Origin of the sequence: Streptomyces sp. NPDC005485 (genome assembly GCF_040606085.1) — a bacterium.
Classification (GTDB): domain Bacteria; phylum Actinomycetota; class Actinomycetes; order Streptomycetales; family Streptomycetaceae; genus Streptomyces.
Genome location: NZ_JBEXDZ010000021.1, coordinates 18356 through 34984 on the forward strand (window position 1 = coordinate 18356; position 16629 = coordinate 34984).

A 16629-nucleotide genomic window follows, 5' to 3' on the forward strand; every position below is an offset into this window, starting at 1 on the left:
CCGAACAGGCGAGAGTCGGTCACAACGGCCAAATAGCGGTCCAATCCCCCGCAGAGGAGTCGCAGTTGTCATGATGCAGACTCCGCACAGATGTACCGACGTCGAGCGTTGCCGGCACTCCCGAGAGAAGTGATCGATGGTCTCCGAGAACTCCGACGCCTCGGACGGCGAGATGACCGCCCTGGCGTTGAAGATACTGGTCGCCGGCGGATTCGGCGTGGGCAAGACCACCCTGGTGGGCGCGGTCAGTGAGATCAGGCCACTGCGTACCGAGGAACTGCTGAGCGAGGCGGGCCAGTCGGTCGACGACACCGACGGCGTGGACCAGAAGGTCACGACGACCGTCGCCATGGACTTCGGACGCATCACCATCAGGTCCGGACTCTCGCTCTACCTGTTCGGCACACCCGGCCAGGACCGGTTCTGGTTCCTGTGGGACGAGTTGTCGCAGGGTGCCCTCGGAGCCGTCGTCCTCGCGGACACCCGGCGCCTGGAGGACTGCTTCCCCGCGGTGGACTACTTCGAGCACCGGCACATCCCGTTCGTCGTGGCCGTCAACTGCTTCTCGGGTGCCCGCACTTACGGCGCCCAGGACGTCTCCCGCGCGCTCGACCTGGATCGGGGCACGCCCGTGGTGCTCTGTGACGCCCGTGACCGCGACTCCGGGAAGGAGGTGCTGATCCGGCTCGTCGAGTACGCCGGGCGGGTGCACACCGCCCGGCTGCTCGACTCCGTGGGTTGAGGGCCGACCGAGCCAAATGTCAGTCGGCTACGGCCGCCTGGGCCAGGACCTTCTCTATCCGTATGCGTACGAGGAGTTCGCCGGGTACGCCGTTGCGCTTCCCGAACTCCTCGGCACGGTCCTCGCCCATGTACCGCGCGCCGATCCGCGCGGCCCAGTGCCGCAAATCGGCGAGATCCTCCGAGAGTTCGGCCCGCCCCTGCAGCACAACGAAGTCGAACGGCGGCCGGTCGTCGTCCACGCACAGGGCGACGCGGCCGTCACGGGCGAGATTTCGCCCCTTCACGCTCTCCTGCGCGGTGTTGAAGACCACGTCGTCGCCGTCCAACAGGAACCAGATCGGCGTCACATGGGGACTCCCGTCCGCCCGGACGGTCGACAGCTTTCCGGTGCGGGTGCCGTGCGAGACGAACGCCCGCCATTGCTCATCGGTCATCTTATGTGCCATGCCGCTCATCCTCCTTGCTCGGACGGCAGCTGTGGGGAAGGCTGGCTGGTCGAATCCTCCGGCCAGGGAGGACGAGTGAACGGGGAGAGCGGACTATGGCACAGAACTCAGGACTTGGCTGGCTGCTGGACGACCTGACCGAACGGGTCGAGCACGTACGACACGCGCTGGTGCTGTCCAACGACGGGCTGGTGACGGGCGCCAGCACGGGACTTCGACGCGAGGACGCAGAGCATCTCGCGGCCGTCTCGTCCGGTCTGCACAGTCTGGCCAAGGGCTCGGGCCGTCACTTCGGCGCGGGCCAGGTACGCCAGACCATGATCGAGTTCGATGACGCGGTCCTCTTCGTCACCGCGGCCGGCGCGGGAAGCTGTCTGTGCGTCCTCAGCGCCGCGGAGGCCGACATCGGCCAGGTCGCCTACGAGATGACCCTGTTGGTCAACCGCGTCGGCGAGCACTTGGCCGTGGACGCCCGGCAACCCGACCGGACCTCCACCATAGACATCTGACCTGCACAAACGCCGCCCCCTTCGAAGTTATCCACAGGCTCGGCGCGAGGTTGGCGATTCCGGCTACGGTTTTTCCCGAAGCAAGCGCAAGCAGGCGCGAGCAACTCGCTCCACGGGGGAGAACCACCATGTCCGGCAACACCATCACGCAATCAAGCACGTCCACCGCCGTCCCGGTCGCATCCGGGGCGCAGCGACCGAGCCTCGCCCTCAGCAGCGCCGCGCGTGAACTCGAGCTGCGGCGGGGCGAGTTCGACCTCGCCGTCCAGCTCGGACGCATCCGGACCGTTCCCGACGACGGGGGAGGAGGACGCCGCGTCACTCGCCCGGAGATCGACCGGGTGCGCTCGGAGGCCGGCTTTCCGACGGCTCTGCGCGAGCGCGTCAAGGTCGTCGGTACGACGGAGGGCGCGACCCTCATGGACGTGACGGCCACCAGGTTCACACGCCTGGCGCGCCTGGGTCTGATCGTGCCGGTGAAGTTCTATCTGAACCGCTACCGGGCGGTGGTCTGGCTGTATCTGGCCGAGGAACTGCAGCAGTTCGCGGCCGACGAGCAGCATGCCGGGCTCCTGAGCGGACGCACACCCGAGGATCTCCGCGACCAGCTGGCAGCGGGCCTGGACCTGCGTCCGCGCAACTGGCGAGGGCGGCACAGGGGATTCCTGCTGCGGCAGACGGAGGATCCCTGGGCTCGTGCCGCCGTTCTGGCATCGCTGCTCGATCCGGTCCAGGTGGCGGAGATCGTCAAGGACCCGTACGAGCGCGCCCATCTGAACCGATTCCGGCCCCCGCTCGCCTCCCACGGGGCGCCGGACTCCGCCGCCGCACACCTCGCCTCGCGGATCATGACGGCGGACGACCCCGACGAGATCGGCTGGCTCAGGGCGGATCTGGGGCACGCCGTCGAGGAGGCCCGGGAGATCCGGCCCGCTCCCCGACCCACGCCCAAGCCCTCACCGCGGGCCGCCGCGCACCGACCGCCTCGGCCCGAGGAAGCACCGTCCCCCGGCGAGCGATCACAACGCTCGCGAGGTCTGCTCGGGTGGCTGCGCCGCAGAAACCACTGACCGGTCAAGGCCCCGAGCGCGCGAACAGCCCTTCCACGGACGGCCGGACACTGAGCTACAGAGCTCTGAAGAGGCCCTCCTGGACGACCGAGACGAGGAGGCGTCCTTGCAGGTCGTAGATCCGCCCACGGGCAAGCCCGCGTCCGCCCGTCGCGATCGGTGACTCCTGGTCGTACAGGAACCACTCATCCGCGCGAAACGGCCGGTGGAACCACATGGCGTGATCGAGCGAGGCCATGTCGAAGCCGCGCGGGCCCCACAGCGGCTCGACGGGGATCCGCACCGCGTCCAGGAGGGTCATGTCGCTGGCGTAGGTGAGGGCGCAGGTGTGCACGAGCGGATCGTCGCCCAGCGGGCCGACGGCGCGCATCCACACCGCACTGCGCGGCTCGGCGTCCTTGACCTCCTCCGGAGTCCAGCGCAGCCGGTCCACATAGCGGATGTCGAAGGGCTGACGCCGCGCCATGCGCTCCAACGTCTCGGGGAGCGCGCCCAGATGCTTCTTGATCTCCTGCGTCACCGTCGGCAGCGACTCCGGATCCGGGACCTCGCGAGCGGGCGGCAGCTGATGCTCGAAGCTCCCTTCCTCAGGCTTGTGAAAGGAGGCGGTCAGATTGAAGATCGTGCGACCCTGCTGCACGGCGGTGACACGCCGGGTGGTGAACGACCGCCCGTCCCGCACCCGTTCGACCTGGTACACGATGGGCACGCCCGGCCGTCCCGGGCGCAGGAAGTACGCGTGCAGCGAGTGCACAGGACGGTCGCCCTCCGTGGTGCGCCCGGCGGCGACCAGGGCCTGGCCCGCCACCTGGCCACCGAAGACGCGCTGCAAGGACTCCTGCGAGCTGCGGCCACGGAAGATGTTGACCTCGATCTGCTCCAGGTCGAGTAGATCGACGAGTCTCTCGACTGGGTTCGTCATGGATGGGATTCTCCTGTGCTCACAGCTGACCGACGTCGGTGACCCGGATGACCGCACGGCCCTCCGTGTCGGAGGCGGAGAGGTCGACCTCCGCGCTGATGCCCCAGTCGTGATCACCATTCGGGTCTGCGAAGGTCTGCCGGACGCGCCAAAGGCTGTGCTGCGGCTCCTCGGTGATCAGCAGCAGCTTGGGGCCGCGCGCGTCGGGACCCGTGCCGAGGTCCTCGTACTCGTCCCAGTACTTGTCCATCGCCTCACCCCAGGCGTCCGCGTCCCACCCGGACTCGGCGTCCATCTCGCCCAGCTCGTTGACGTGGTCGAGAGCGGCCAGCTCGACGCGGCGGAACATGGCGTTGCGGACCAGGACGCGGAAGGCGCGGGCGTTGGAGGTGACCGGCTTGACCTGGTCGGCCTTCTCCTGGGCCTCCTCGGCCGTCATCACTTCGGGGTTGGCGAGCTGCTCCCACTCGTCCAGGAGGCTGGAGTCGACCTGGCGCACCATCTCGCCCAGCCAGGCGATGAGGTCCTCCAGGTCCTCGGACTTGAGGTGGTCCGGGACGGTGTGGTCGAGGGTCTTGTAGGCACCGGCGAGGTAGCGCAGCACGATGCCCTCGGTGCGCGCGAGTTCGTAGTAGGAGACGAACTCCGTGAACGACATGGCACGTTCGTACATGTCACGGATGACGGACTTCGGGGAGAGCGGGTGATCGCCCACCCACGGGTGGCTCTTGCGGTAGGTGTTGTACGCGTGGAAGAGCAGCTCTTCCAACGGCTTGGGGTACGACACGTCCTGGAGGCGCTCCATGCGCTCCTCGTACTCGACGCCGTCCGCCTTCATCGCCGCCACTGCCTCGCCGCGCGCCTTGTTCTGCTGGGCCGCCAGGATCTGGCGCGGATCGTCCAGCGTGGACTCGACGACGGACACCATGTCCAGCGCGTACGAGGGGGATTCGGGGTCGAGCAGATCGAAGGAGGCGAGCGCGAAGGTGGACAGCGGCTGATTGAGCGCGAAGTCCTGCTGCAGGTCGACGGTGAGGCGCACGATGCGTCCGCTCGCGTCCGGCTCGTCGAGCTTCTCGACGATGCCGCCGTCGAGGAGCGAGCGGTAGATCGCGATCGCCCGCCGGATGTGCCGCAGTTGCTGCTTGCGCGGCTCGTGATTGTCCTCCAGCAGATGCCGCATCGCGTCGAACGCGTTGCCGGGCCGGGCGATCACGGAGAGCAGCATCGTGTGCGTCACCCGGAAACGCGACGTGAGAGGTTCCGGGTCGGAGGCGATGAGCTTCTCGAAGGTGTTGTCCGTCCAGCCGACGAAACCCTCGGGAGCCTTCTTGCGCACCACCTTGCGACGTTTCTTCGCGTCGTCGCCCGCTTTGGCGAGCGCCTTCTCGTTCTCGATGACGTGCTCGGGTGCCTGCGCCACCACAAAGCCCGCCGTGTCGAAGCCGGCGCGCCCGGCCCGGCCCGCGATCTGGTGGAACTCCCGCGCACGCAGTGTCCGCACCCGGGTGCCGTCGTACTTCGTCAGCGCCGTGAACAGCACGGTGCGGATGGGTACGTTGACGCCGACACCGAGGGTGTCCGTACCGCAGATGACCTTCAGCAGGCCGGCCTGGGCCAACTTCTCCACCAGGCGGCGGTACTTGGGCAGCATGCCCGCGTGGTGCACCCCGATGCCGTGCCGCACGTAACGGGACAGATTGCGGCCGAACTTGGTGGTGAAGCGGAAGTTGCCGATCAGCTCGGCGATCTGGTCCTTCTCCTCCCGCGTGCACATGTTGATGCTCATCAGCGCCTGCGCCCGCTCCACGGCCTGCGCCTGGGTGAAGTGCACGATATACACCGGAGCCTGCCTGGTGGCCAGGAGCTCGGTGAGCGTCTCCGTCAGCGGGGTCAGCACGTATTCGTAGGACAGGGGCACAGGACGGGTCGCCGAGCGGACCACCGCGGTCGGGCGGCCGGTGCGCCTGGTGAGATCCTTCTCGAACATCGCGACGTCGCCGAGCGTCGCCGACATCAGGATGAACTGCGCCTGCGGCAGTTCCAGGATCGGGATCTGCCAGGCCCAGCCGCGGTCGCCCTCCGCGTAGAAGTGGAACTCGTCCATCACGACCTGGCCGACGTCGGCCTGCTTGCCGTCGCGGAGCGCGATGGAGGCCAGTACTTCAGCCGTGCAGCAGATGACGGGCGCGTCGGCGTTCACGGAGGCGTCGCCGGTGAGCATGCCGACGTTCTCGGTGCCGAAGATCTTGCACAGCTCGAAGAACTTCTCGGAGACGAGCGCCTTGATCGGAGCCGTGTAGAAGGTGACCTCGTCGCGCGCGAGTGCCGCGAAGTGCGCAGCCGCGGCGATCATGCTCTTGCCCGAGCCGGTGGGCGTGGACACGATCACGTTTGCGCCCGAAACCACCTCGATCAACGCCTCCTCCTGGTGTGGATAGAGGGTGAGACCGCGTTCCCCGGCCCACGACTCGAAGGCTTCGTAGAGGGCGTCGGGGTCTGCGGTCTGCGGCAGCTGATCGATAAGGGTCACGCACCCATCTTGCCTGCCATCGCACTCGATGGGGGAATCGGATGCTCGCCCGAAGATCACGAACGCTACGCTGTGGCGCCGACGAAGCGTCAGCGTGCGCGGGCAACTGGACAGCGGGACAAGAGGAATAGGGCGGGGTACGGCGATGATGGGACCAGCACACTCACTGTCGGGGGCCGCGGCCTGGCTCGGCGTCGGCGCGGCGGCTGCGGCCGCCGGCCACACGATGCCCTGGCCGGTACTCCTGGTCGGCGCGCTGATCTGCGCGGGTGCGGCGCTCGCCCCCGATCTGGACCACAAGGCGGCCACCATCTCGCGGGCCTTCGGGCCCCTCTCACGGGGCCTGTGCGAGATCGTCGACAAGCTGTCGTACGCCGTCTACAAATCGACGCGCAAGCAGGGCGACCCGCGCCGCTCCGGAGGGCACCGCACACTGACGCACACCTGGCTGTGGGCTGTGCTGCTCGGTGCGGGCTGCTCGGCGGCCGCGATCACGGGCGGCCGCTGGGCTGTCCTGGCCATTCTCTTCGTACACATGGTGCTCGCTATCGAGGGTCTGCTGTGGCGAGCCGCCCGTGGCTCCAGCAGCGACGTCCTGGTCTGGCTGCTGGCCGCGACGAGCGCCTGGATTCTCGCCGGGGTGCTGGACAAGCCGGGCAACGGCGCAGACTGGCTGTTCACGGCGCCCGGTCAGGAGTACCTGTGGCTCGGGCTGCCGATTGTCCTGGGCGCGCTGGTGCACGACATCGGGGACGCGCTGACAGTGTCCGGCTGCCCGATCCTGTGGCCGATCCCGGTCGGCCGCAAGCGCTGGTATCCGATCGGCCCGCCCAAGGGCATGCGGTTCCGGGCAGGCAGCTGGGTCGAGCTCAAGGTGCTGATGCCGGTGTTCATGCTGCTCGGCGGAGTGGGCTGCGCGGCGGCGCTCAACTTCATCTGAGGGCCCGGCGCGGCAGCGCATCGACGGCCGGTGCGTGGTGCGGCGGCTTGGTCTCCCGCCGTGGCTTGAGGTCAGGCGCTGTCGTCGGAGGCCTTGTCGCCGGCTCCTTCGCCCTGGCTCCCGTACCGCCGCTCGAACTGGGCGATCCGCCCCTCCGAGTCCACCGTTCGTGCCTTACCCGTGTAGAAGGGGTGGCTCTCCGAGGAGATCTCCACGTCCACGACCGGGTAGGTCTCGCCGTCGTCCCAGTCGATGGTCTGCTCGCTGGTCGCGGTGGAGCGGGTGAGGAAGGCGTAGCCGGCGGCGCGGTCACGGAAGACGACCGGGCGGTAGTCGGGAAGCTGGGGCATGAATGCTCCTCGGGTGGGAGTGGCCGGGCGGGGTCGGCGGCGTCAGCCGGACAGGGAGTCCTCGTCGACGATGTGCATCGCGGCCTCCTCGGCCGACGCGGCGGCGCCATCGATGCCCACGTCGGTGGCGATCAGCCCGCTCTCCTCGTCCTCATGGGCTCCCTCGTTGGGTGCCACGAGCCGACCGGAGCGGGAGGCGCCCACTTCGTTGTCCAGGGGTTCGCCGTCGGTGCCCTCGCAGTCGCCGATGCCGTCTCCGTCGGAGGCCGCGATGTCGGGCAGCTCTTCCGCCAGGCGTTCGTCCAGGGTCTCTCCCCGGTGCCCCTCGGCCGCGGTCACGCCGGAGCGCTCCACCGCCCATGGGCGGTCGGGTGGCGACCAGCCTCGGTCCAGGGGGTCGTCGACACCATCGGCGACCAGGGTGTCCTCGCCGTCGAGCAGCCCCGAGTCGTCCTGCACTTCGGAGCCGTCGGGCTGATAGACGTCGTCTCCCCATCCGTCGGCGCTGTCCACGGGTACCTCCTGGTGGTGGGGCGGGCCGAGTCCCGCCGTGCTCCACGGCGGACGCGGGTACCGCTCGGCGCAGGCGGCGACCTCGCGAACCGGATGGCTGCCAGGTGCTCCCCGAGCCGGTGCCCATACCCAGCCTTCCACCCCCTTTCGGCACCGCGCAACGCCAGAGCACCCATGGGACGCGCCGACCACGTGGAGGGCGGTACCGGATCGGCGCCGAGTCCGGTGTGGGGTCATGCGCGGGGTTCAGTCCGCCAGGTCGGCGCTCGACCACACCTGACCGGCGTCGTTCACCAGCTCCACCCGGTCGATCGTGGCCGCCGCCCCGTAGGTGATCCAGGTGGCCCGTCCCGAGGAGGGGGTCCACCACTGGCCCGCGTCGTGGCGGGTGCCGTCCTTGAGGACCAGGCGGCAGTGGTAGTGGGTGTCGGGAGGACCGTCGGTGATCTGCATGACCACGACCCGATGGTTGTCCACGTAACTCGGCTCGACGGTTCCCACCGTGGATCCGCCGCGGCTGACGAGCAGGGCACCGTGATCACTCGCGGTGACCGACGACGGCGGGTTCTGGTCGGCGATCGTGGTGGCGACCGCGCCGAGACCCACGCCCATGGCCGCGGCCGCGGCGACCAGCAGGGGGATGCGATACGAGCGGCGCGGGGCGGGTCTGCGGACTTCGATGCGCTCGAGGACCTTGGCGTCGAAACCGGCCGGGGCGGCGACGGTCGGTGCCGCCGGCAGTACCGCATCGACGGCCCCCGAGATCTCGTCGTACACCGTCCGGCAGGCCGGGCAGGTGGTGAGGTGGACGAGGAGCGCCGACTGCTCGTCGGGAAGGGTGCCGAGGGCGAGGGCGATCAGTTCGTCCTCATCGGGGTGCTGGTCCGTCACGGCTGTCCTCCTTCAACGAGGCGCGCAGCCTTCGCAGGCCGGTGCGGATGCGGGTCTTGGCGGTGCCGAGAGGGATCTGCTCGTGCCGTCCCACCTCGGCCGCGGTGCAGCCGCCCAGGACGGCGAGGGCGACGGCGCGTGCCTGCTCGATGGGCAGGTCACGCAGGCGGGCGACGGCGCGGCTGCTTTCGATGGCGGTCAGTGCCTGTTGTTCGGGGCCCTCCTCCTGGAGTGTCACGTCGATCAGCCGCTCCAGTGTCTCCGCGAGGACGGGGGTGGCACGGCGGGCCCGGACCGCGTCGATGGCGGCGTTGCGGGTGATGGTCAGCAGCCAGGTCAGCACCGAGGCGCGCCGTGCGTCGTAGTTGCCCGCGGCACGCCAGGCGCGGACGAAGACCTCCTGGCTCACGTCCTCCGCGAGGGCCGCCTCGCGTGTCACCGAGAGCGCGAGACCGTACACCGCGTCCTGGAAGCGGCGGACGAACGCGACCGATGCCGCCTCGTCGCCCAGCGCGAAGCCGGCGACGAGTGAGGCGTCGTCGGTCCGGTCCGCGCGTGAGAACAGCTCCACATCTCATTGGTACGTCCGAAACGGCCGGAGGGATTGCGCAGAGCGGCAGACAGGGGCTCCGCAATCCGTTCGTCCTCCTCGTTCGTACAACCAACCCGGGCAGAGAAGGGACGGAAGATCATGAGCAGAAGCGGGATCGCAGTGGCCGCCTTCGCAAGCGCGGCCGTACTGGGACTGGCGGGGTGCGGGGGTGGCGGCGGCGGTGGCAGCGGAAATGGCACAGGCGGTGGTGGCGCGGCCGCGGGATCGGCGGCCAGGGACGCGTCCGTGGTCAAGATCGCCGACTCGTCGCTGGGGGACATCCTCGTCGACGGGAGCGGGCACACGCTGTATCTGTTCACCGACGACGGCAAGAACACCAACTCGATGAACTGCGACGCGAGTTGTTTGAAGCTGTGGCCGCCGGTGGAAGGCAAGCCGTCGGCCGGCTCCGGCGCCGACGCGAAACTGATCGGCACCACGAAGGGCGACAAGCCGCAGGCGACCTATGCCGGACATCCGCTGTACTACTACGCCAACGACAAGGCCGTCGGCGACACGAAGGGCCAGGGCATCGACAAGATCTGGTACGTCCTCGACCCCGGTGGCAAGGCGATCACCAAGTCGGCCGACACCGGCAGCGGCGGTGGTAGTGGCTACTGAGCGTGTCTGGGGGCCTGAGTGTGCCCCGGGGGCCGCCGTGTCGCGGCGGCCCCCGGAAGGTCACCCGTGCCAGGACCGCCACAGCGCCGCGTACGCGCCGTCGGCGGCGACCAGCTGGTCATGGCTGCCGAGCTCGCTGATGCGGCCGGCCTCGACGACGGCGATGACGTCGGCGTCATGGGCGGTGTGCAGCCGGTGGGCGATGGCGACGACGGTGCGGCCGTCCAGGACCCGGGCCAGCGAGCGTTCCAGGTGCCGGGCAGCGCGCGGGTCGAGCAGCGAGGTCGCCTCGTCCAGGACCAGCGTGTGCGGGTCGGCGAGCACCAGCCGGGCCAGCGCGATCTGCTGGGCCTGGGCCGGGGTGAGCGAGTGCCCGCCCGAGCCGACCTCGGTGTCCAGACCGTCGTCCAGCGCCCGCGCCCAGCCGTCCGCGTCGACGGCGCCCAGTGCCGCCCACAGCTCGGCGTCGACCGCACCGGTCCTCGCGAGCAGCAGGTTGTCGCGCAGCGAGCCCACGAAGACGTGATGCTCCTGGTTGACCAGGGCCACATGGGAGCGCACCTCCTCCGCGGGCATCCGGGACAGCTCGGCGCCGCCGAGGGTGATCCGGCCGTCGCGGGGCGCGTAGATCCCGGCGAGAAGACGGCCCAGCGTGGACTTGCCCGCGCCCGACGGGCCGACCAGGGCGAGCCGGGTGCCGGGCGAGACCCGCAGGGAGACCTCGCGCAGCACGTCGACGCCTTCCCGGTAGCCGAAGTGCACCTCGTCGGCGTGCACGTCGCGTCCGTCCGGGACGACCGCCGCGTCACCGGCGGCCGGCTCGATGTCGCGGACACCGACGAGCCGTGCCAGCGACACCTGGGCGACCTGCAGCTCGTCGTACCAGCGCAGGATGAGGCCCACCGGGTCGACGAGCATCTGCGCGATCAGTGCACCCGTCGTCAGCTGCCCGACGCCGATCCAGCCCTGCAGGACGAACACCCCACCGATCATCAGGACCGAGCAGAGGACGGTCACATGCGTGAGGTTGATGACGGGGAAGAGCACCGAACGCAGCCAGAGGGTGTACCGCTCCCAGGCGGTCCATTCCCGGACACGGCGATTCGACAGCTCGATGCGGCGTCCGCCCAGGCGGTGCGCCTCGACGGTACGCCCGGCGTCCACGGTCTCGGCGAGGACGGCGGCCACGGCGGCGTACCCCGCGGCCTCCGAGCGGTAGGCGGACGGCGCCCGCTTGAAGTACCAGCGGCAGCCGACCACCAGCAGGGGCACGGCGACCAGCACGGCGGGGGCGAGCGGCGGCGCCGTCACGGCGAGCCCGCCGAGCAGCAGCGCCGCCCACACCACGCCGATGGCCAGCTGCGGCACGGCCTCGCGCATCGCGTTGGCCAGCCGGTCGATGTCCGTGGTGATGCGCGAGAGCAGGTCACCCGTTCCGGCCCGCTCCAGAACGCCCGGCGGCAGCCCCACCGACCGTACGAGGAAGTCCTCGCGCAGGTCGGCCAGCATCCGTTCGCCGAGCATCGCGCCACGCAGCCGCACCTGCCGTACGAACACGGCCTGCACGACCAGCGCGATGGCGAACAGCGCGACGGTGCGCTCCAGATGGAGTGCGCGGGCGTCGTCGGAGACCCGCTCCACGATCGCGCCCAGCAGATAGGGCCCGGCCATGGAGGCCACGACGGCGACCGTGTTGACGGTGACGAGCAACAGGAAGGCTCTGCGGTGCCGTTGGAACAGTTCCGTCACGTAGGCGCGGACGGTCGCGGGGGCGCCGACGGGCAGGGTGTGCGCCGTCGTCGGGGCCGCCGGGTCGTACGCCGGTGGCGCCACGCCGATCATGCGGTCTCCTCGATTTCTTCCAGTGCGTCAAAGGTGGTCATGGCGCCGCCGCGCGCGGCCTCGTCGTCGGTCTCCCGGGTGACGACGGCCCGGTACCGGGGGTCGCTGTGGACCAGCTCGCGGTGCACGCCGACCGCCGCGACCTCGCCCTCGTGGACCAGCACGACCCGGTCCGCGTGGTCCAGCAGCAGCGGTGACGAGGTGAAGACCACCGTCGTCCGCCCGGAGCGCAGGGCGCGTACGCCGTCGGCCACCCGGGACTCGGTGTGTGAGTCGACGGCGGATGTCGGTTCGTCCAGGACGAGCACTTCCGGGTCCGTGATCAGCGACCGGGCCAGCGCGAGACGCTGGCGTTGGCCGCCCGAGAGGGACCGCCCGCGCTCGGTGATCCTGACGTCCATCGGGTCCTCGGCGTCCAGCGACCCCTGGGCGAGCGCGTCCAGGACGTCAGCGCACTGTGCGGCGGCCAGGGCGTCGGCGGCGCTCACCGCACCCGAGGAGGGCACGTCGAGCAGTTCGCGCAGCGAGCCCGACAGCAGCACGGGGTCCTTGTCCTGGACGAGGACGGCAGTACGGGCGGAGTCGAGCGGCAGCTCGTCCAGCGGGACCCCGCCGAGCAGTGACGAGGTGCCTTCCTCCGAAGGGTGGCCGCCCAGTCGCTCCGCGAGCAGGCCCGCCGCGTCCGGGTCCCCGCACACCACGGCGGTGAACCGTCCGGCGGGCGCCAGCAGTCCGGTCGCCGGGTCGTACAGATCGCCGGTGGGTACGACGGCCTCGCGCGTCCCGTCGGTGTCCGTCACCCGCTCCAGGGACAGCACGCGCGCGGCGCGCTTGGCTGACGGGCGGGAGAAGGAGTAGGACATGGCGATTTCTTCGAAATGCCGCAGGGGATACGCGAGAAGCATGACCGCGCTGTACACGGTGACCAGTTCGCCCACGGTGATCCGGCCGTCGCGGGCCAGCTGCACGCCGTGCCAGACGACGGCGATCATCAGCAGACCGGGCAGCAGCACCTGGATCGCCGCGATCAGCGCCCACATCCGAGCGCTGCGCACGGCAGCGTGCCGCACCTCCTGCGAGGCCCTGCGGTAGCGGTCGAGGAACAGTTCCTCGCCACCGATGCCGCGCAGCACCCGCAGGCCGGCGACGGTGTCCGAGGCCAGTTCGGTGGCGCGCCCGGCCTTCTCGCGCTGGATGTCGGCGCGCCGGGTGGCGGGCGGCAGCAGCGGCAGTACGGAGAGTGCCAGCACGGGGACGCCCACGGCGACGATCACGCCGAGCGCGGGCTGGTAGATCACCAGACCGACGCAGACGAGCACCACGGTGAGCGCGGCCGCCGCGAAGCGCGAAACGGCCTCCACGAACCAGCCGATCTTCTCGACGTCACCGGTGGAGACGGCGACGACCTCACCGGCGGCGACGCGTCGGGTGAGCGCGGAGCCCAGGTGGGCGGTCCTGCGGGCCAGCAGTTGCTGGACCCGCGCGGCGGCCGTGATCCAGTTGGTGACCGCGGTGCGGTGCAGCATGGTGTCGCCGAGCGCGATCCCGACGCCGCACAGCACCATCAGTCCGCCTGCCAGGGCGAGCCGGGTGCCCGAGCGGTCGACGACCGCCTGGACGGCGAGGCCCACGCCGAACGGCAGCGCGCAGACGGCGACGAAGTGCAGCATGCCCCAGGCGAGTGCCTTCATCTGCCCGCCGAGCTGGTTGCGGCCGAGCCACCACAGGAATCGGGGACCCGAGCGGGCGTCCGGTACGCCCGGGTCGGGATACGGAAGGTCTTGAATCTGCATGACGTCCCATTGGCTCGTGTCAGGGGTGATGGATCGGGGCGGGGGGAGTGGGGCCGGGAGAGCAGCGACCGGTCCACCGGCCGACCACGACAGTCGGCAACAAACCGTGAAAGGTTCGCGTCGCAGCGTGGCTGGAGGCAAACGATTTATGGCTCGACAGCGCGAGTTCGGCTCGAAGAGTGCGCATTTTGGTCCTGAACCATCCACATTTGGTGGGGAAGTCAGAAGACGGGCGCAATCATCCGGTACGCGGTGCGACCATGGACTCCATGCGGATGGGTGCGATCGGTGGTGCGGTGCGCGCGGGCTTCCTGGCGGCGGCCTGCGGTGTTCTTGTGGTGTCTGTCTCCGGCTGCGGCGGTTCGGGCGGTGAGAGGGGCGTCAAGGGGGACGGTGGATCCGGCGACAGGGTCGGCCGAGCTCCGGCGCGCACGGTCGGCTTGAAGCGCATCCCCGACGTCGGAGAGCGGTTGCGGGAGCTGATTCCGTCGCAATCCCGCCAGGTCGTCGCGGTCTACGGCGAAGGCCCGGACTCCGCGGCCTCCACGGTCGTGCTGTACAGCAAGTCCGGATCGACCTGGGACCTGACCCGCAGCTGGGAAGGCCACAACGGGAAGAAGGGCTGGACCGCCGACCACCACGAGGGTGACAAGCGCAGCCCCGTAGGTGTGTTCACGCTGACCGACGCGGGCGGCGCCCTGGCCGATCCCGGGGCCGAGCTGCCGTACACCCGATCCGACTCCTTCCAGGCCCCGCGCTACTGGGCGAAGTCGCACTGGCACGACTTCGACTACGTCATCGCGATCGACTACAACCGGGTCAAGGGCACCGCGCCGAACGACCCGACCCGACCCGAGGGCCAGACCAAGGGCGGCGGCATCTGGCTGCACATGGACCACGGCAGCGGTACGTCGGCGTGTGTGAGCCTGTCCAAGTCGGGCATGGAGTATCTGTTGCGCACGCTCGACCCGGATCAGCACCCTGTCGTGGTGATGGGGGACAAGGCGGCCCTTAAGGCGTAGTCGTCCCGGCCGAACGGTGACCACCACAAAATGGGGCCTTCGCGTGCCCGGATTCCCCGTGCCCGGATTCCCCGTGCCCGGATGAGGGCCGCGTCAGCGAGGACCCATTGCGGGATGGGGCAACTCCCCCGTAGAACACCGCACATGAGAAGACGGATCATCATGTCCATGCTCGCCGCGGTGACCCTGACGGTGAGCACCTTCCTCGGTGCGGGGTCCGCCACGGCCGCCCAACTCACAGACCCACCCGGCGAGTTCGGCACCGACTGGCACAACCCGCTGACTGCCGCCCCGCCCGTCGGCAGGCCCACCGGCAGGTCTTGTGAAGTGACGCTCGCCCAGGCGCAGTTCCGCGACTTCACGCCCTACAAGGGGACATACGCGCCGCCGGACGGTTGCGGTGACCGGTGGAGCAAGGTCGTGCTGCGGCTCGACGGCAAGGTCAAGGGGCGGCAGTTCGACCGGCTCGGCTACCTGCACGTCGGGGGTGTCGAGATCCTTCGTACGTCGACCCCGGAGCCCTCGCCCGACGGCATCGAGTGGTCCGTCGAGAAGGACGTGACACGCTACGGCGACACCTTCCGGCATCGCCGCGACGTCGAGATGCTCATCGGCAACGTCGTCGACGACACGTACACCGGAGTGATCGACGTCAAGGCGACGCTGACGTTCTACCCGGCCGCGAACAGCACCAGCGCGCCCGGGAAGCCCGGCAGGACCCCCGATCGCGTCCTCACCCTCCAAGGCGGCACACTCACCACCCCCCGCAACAGTGAGCGCATCGTCGCCGAGGTGTACGCGACCGGATCGGGCGGCGGCTGCGAGGAGTACTGGTACCTGACGGTGCCCGACACCGCGCCGTACTCCTGCAAGGCCGACCATGGTCCTTACCGTGAGGTGCAGATCAAGGTAGACGGCCAACTCGCCGGAATCGCCGAGCCGTTCCCGACCGTATGGACCGGCGGCTGGTCCAACCCCTTCCTCTGGTACGTGATTCCGGGCCCCCGCGCCTTCGACATCAAGCCCATCGAGTACGACCTGACCCCGTTCGCCGGGCTGCTCGACGACGGCCGCCCGCACCAGGTCGACGTCTCCGTCGTCGGCGTTCCCGAAGGGCAGACCGGCTGGAGCACCCCGGTCAATGTGCTGGTCTGGCAGGATGCCCATCGCGAGCACGTCACGGGCGCGCTCACCGAGGTCAAGGCCGGCGACCTCACCAACTCCTCGACGTACACGCCCGGTTCGCAGCAGCGCCTGGACACGGACGGCGCTCACCGGTTGACCGTCGCCGGATACGTGGACACCTCGCACGGCCGGGTGAGGACCACCGTGAGCCGCACGCTCGCGAACACGTCCGTGCACCGCTGGACCGACGGCGAGAACACCGATGGTCTCAAGGCCACCTGGACCGACGACGAGACCGTCACCGTCGACGGGCGCGGAGCGCCCCGGACGGCGCGCACCCACCGCACGTACACCATGGACGGCACCACAACTCTGGGTGCGGACGACCGACTTCGGACCGTCCTCACGCTCGGCGACCGGGCGGCGGTCGTCGAGACGAACGGCGGCCGGCGCACCGCGTGGTCCCGGCTCGACGACACCTACACAGGCGACGCGACGTATACGGCGAACGTACCGCGCGACCAGCGCCACGCGATCGCGACGACGAGCGAGCACTACCGGCTGTACGGCTCCGACGGCTGCTACGACCGGGGCCTGGTCACCGTGCAGGGAGTGCTCACCCAGGACCGTAGCGACTGCTGAAGTCCCGTGAAGCGGAACTCGTCGCCTGTTGAATGATTTACACGGGTGTCACACGGAGGTCTCCAGCGGAATCA

General features: G+C 69.7%; 16 protein-coding genes. 7 read left to right on the top strand and 9 right to left on the bottom strand.

From position 1 onward, the window contains the following. Positions 1–136 precede the first annotated feature (136 nt). Positions 137–742, top strand: coding sequence for an ATP/GTP-binding protein (locus ABZS97_RS10150; RefSeq protein WP_356135716.1), 606 nt, complete (start codon positions 137–139; stop codon positions 740–742). A 19-nt stretch (positions 743–761) separates the two neighbouring features. On the opposite strand, the gene ABZS97_RS10155 is transcribed toward ABZS97_RS10150, so the two are convergent. Then, entirely contained in the window at positions 762–1190 is a 429-nt protein-coding gene (locus ABZS97_RS10155) for a PPOX class F420-dependent oxidoreductase (RefSeq protein ID WP_356135718.1), read from the bottom strand. A 95-nt stretch (positions 1191–1285) separates the two neighbouring features. On the opposite strand from ABZS97_RS10155, the gene ABZS97_RS10160 reads away from it, so the two are divergent. Continuing rightward, on the top strand, positions 1286–1699 hold the full coding sequence (locus ABZS97_RS10160; RefSeq protein ID WP_356135720.1) for a roadblock/LC7 domain-containing protein: 414 nt from the start codon (positions 1286–1288) through the stop codon (positions 1697–1699). Positions 1700–1827: 128 nt separating this feature from the next. Continuing rightward, positions 1828–2769: a DUF6397 family protein gene (locus tag ABZS97_RS10165; RefSeq protein ID WP_356135722.1), complete on the top strand. Its 942-nt coding sequence runs from the start codon at positions 1828–1830 to the stop codon at positions 2767–2769. A gap of 55 nt (positions 2770–2824) precedes the next feature. On the opposite strand, the gene ABZS97_RS10170 is transcribed toward ABZS97_RS10165, so the two are convergent. Beyond that, the gene (locus ABZS97_RS10170; protein ID WP_356135724.1) at positions 2825–3691 is read right to left on the bottom strand and encodes an acyl-CoA thioesterase II; all 867 of its coding nucleotides are present in this window, start codon (positions 3689–3691) and stop codon (positions 2825–2827) included. Between the two features lie 19 nt (positions 3692–3710). Then, complete coding sequence (locus tag ABZS97_RS10175) at positions 3711–6224, bottom strand: DUF3516 domain-containing protein (RefSeq protein ID WP_356135726.1); 2514 nt, start codon at positions 6222–6224, stop codon at positions 3711–3713. A gap of 145 nt (positions 6225–6369) precedes the next feature. Between ABZS97_RS10175 and ABZS97_RS10180 the strand changes: the two genes are divergently transcribed. Next, positions 6370–7164: a metal-dependent hydrolase gene (locus ABZS97_RS10180; RefSeq protein ID WP_356135728.1), complete on the top strand. Its 795-nt coding sequence runs from the start codon at positions 6370–6372 to the stop codon at positions 7162–7164. 71 nt (positions 7165–7235) lie between these two features. On the opposite strand, the gene ABZS97_RS10185 is transcribed toward ABZS97_RS10180, so the two are convergent. The 4 genes from ABZS97_RS10185 to ABZS97_RS10200 all read right to left on the bottom strand — a co-directional run bounded on the left by ABZS97_RS10185 (position 7236) and on the right by ABZS97_RS10200 (position 9489). Then, positions 7236–7514, bottom strand: coding sequence for a type B 50S ribosomal protein L31 (locus ABZS97_RS10185; RefSeq protein WP_356135730.1), 279 nt, complete (start codon positions 7512–7514; stop codon positions 7236–7238). A 42-nt stretch (positions 7515–7556) separates the two neighbouring features. Beyond that, positions 7557–8027, bottom strand: coding sequence for a DUF5709 domain-containing protein (locus ABZS97_RS10190; RefSeq protein WP_356135732.1), 471 nt, complete (start codon positions 8025–8027; stop codon positions 7557–7559). A gap of 246 nt (positions 8028–8273) precedes the next feature. Beyond that, on the bottom strand, positions 8274–8918 hold the full coding sequence (locus ABZS97_RS10195) for a hypothetical protein (RefSeq protein WP_356135734.1): 645 nt from the start codon (positions 8916–8918) through the stop codon (positions 8274–8276). Next, positions 8896–9489, bottom strand: coding sequence for a sigma-70 family RNA polymerase sigma factor (locus ABZS97_RS10200; protein ID WP_356135736.1), 594 nt, complete (start codon positions 9487–9489; stop codon positions 8896–8898). Before ABZS97_RS10200 ends, ABZS97_RS10195 begins: the two co-directional genes overlap by 23 nt. Before the next feature lie 120 nt (positions 9490–9609). On the opposite strand from ABZS97_RS10200, the gene ABZS97_RS10205 reads away from it, so the two are divergent. Beyond that, positions 9610–10131: a hypothetical protein gene (locus ABZS97_RS10205; RefSeq protein ID WP_356135738.1), complete on the top strand. Its 522-nt coding sequence runs from the start codon at positions 9610–9612 to the stop codon at positions 10129–10131. 60 nt (positions 10132–10191) lie between these two features. Here ABZS97_RS10205 and ABZS97_RS10210 read toward each other — a convergent pair whose 3' ends face one another. Further along, complete coding sequence (locus ABZS97_RS10210; protein WP_356135740.1) at positions 10192–11973, bottom strand: ABC transporter ATP-binding protein; 1782 nt, start codon at positions 11971–11973, stop codon at positions 10192–10194. Beyond that, positions 11970–13766: an ABC transporter ATP-binding protein gene (locus ABZS97_RS10215; protein WP_356135742.1), complete on the bottom strand. Its 1797-nt coding sequence runs from the start codon at positions 13764–13766 to the stop codon at positions 11970–11972. Before ABZS97_RS10215 ends, ABZS97_RS10210 begins: the two co-directional genes overlap by 4 nt. A 269-nt stretch (positions 13767–14035) precedes the next feature. Between ABZS97_RS10215 and ABZS97_RS10220 the strand changes: the two genes are divergently transcribed. Both ABZS97_RS10220 and ABZS97_RS10225 read left to right on the top strand, forming a co-directional pair. Next, the gene (locus ABZS97_RS10220; protein ID WP_356135811.1) at positions 14036–14788 is read left to right on the top strand and encodes a hypothetical protein; all 753 of its coding nucleotides are present in this window, start codon (positions 14036–14038) and stop codon (positions 14786–14788) included. A gap of 144 nt (positions 14789–14932) precedes the next feature. Beyond that, positions 14933–16555: a peptide-N4-asparagine amidase gene (locus ABZS97_RS10225; RefSeq protein WP_356135744.1), complete on the top strand. Its 1623-nt coding sequence runs from the start codon at positions 14933–14935 to the stop codon at positions 16553–16555. The last annotated feature ends 74 nt before the right edge of the window (positions 16556–16629 follow it).

Coding starts and splice junctions, on each gene's coding strand:
- ABZS97_RS10150 (WP_356135716.1), top strand. CDS start 137: ATGGTCTCCGAGAACTCCGACGCCTCGGACGGCGAGATGACCGCCCTG.
- ABZS97_RS10155 (WP_356135718.1), bottom strand. CDS start 1,190: ATGGCACATAAGATGACCGATGAGCAATGGCGGGCGTTCGTCTCGCAC.
- ABZS97_RS10160 (WP_356135720.1), top strand. CDS start 1,286: ATGGCACAGAACTCAGGACTTGGCTGGCTGCTGGACGACCTGACCGAA.
- ABZS97_RS10165 (WP_356135722.1), top strand. CDS start 1,828: ATGTCCGGCAACACCATCACGCAATCAAGCACGTCCACCGCCGTCCCG.
- ABZS97_RS10170 (WP_356135724.1), bottom strand. CDS start 3,691: ATGACGAACCCAGTCGAGAGACTCGTCGATCTACTCGACCTGGAGCAG.
- ABZS97_RS10180 (WP_356135728.1), top strand. CDS start 6,370: ATGATGGGACCAGCACACTCACTGTCGGGGGCCGCGGCCTGGCTCGGC.
- ABZS97_RS10185 (WP_356135730.1), bottom strand. CDS start 7,514: ATGCCCCAGCTTCCCGACTACCGCCCGGTCGTCTTCCGTGACCGCGCC.
- ABZS97_RS10205 (WP_356135738.1), top strand. CDS start 9,610: ATGAGCAGAAGCGGGATCGCAGTGGCCGCCTTCGCAAGCGCGGCCGTA.
- ABZS97_RS10210 (WP_356135740.1), bottom strand. CDS start 11,973: ATGATCGGCGTGGCGCCACCGGCGTACGACCCGGCGGCCCCGACGACG.
- ABZS97_RS10215 (WP_356135742.1), bottom strand. CDS start 13,766: ATGCAGATTCAAGACCTTCCGTATCCCGACCCGGGCGTACCGGACGCC.
- ABZS97_RS10220 (WP_356135811.1), top strand. CDS start 14,036: ATGCGGATGGGTGCGATCGGTGGTGCGGTGCGCGCGGGCTTCCTGGCG.
- ABZS97_RS10225 (WP_356135744.1), top strand. CDS start 14,933: ATGAGAAGACGGATCATCATGTCCATGCTCGCCGCGGTGACCCTGACG.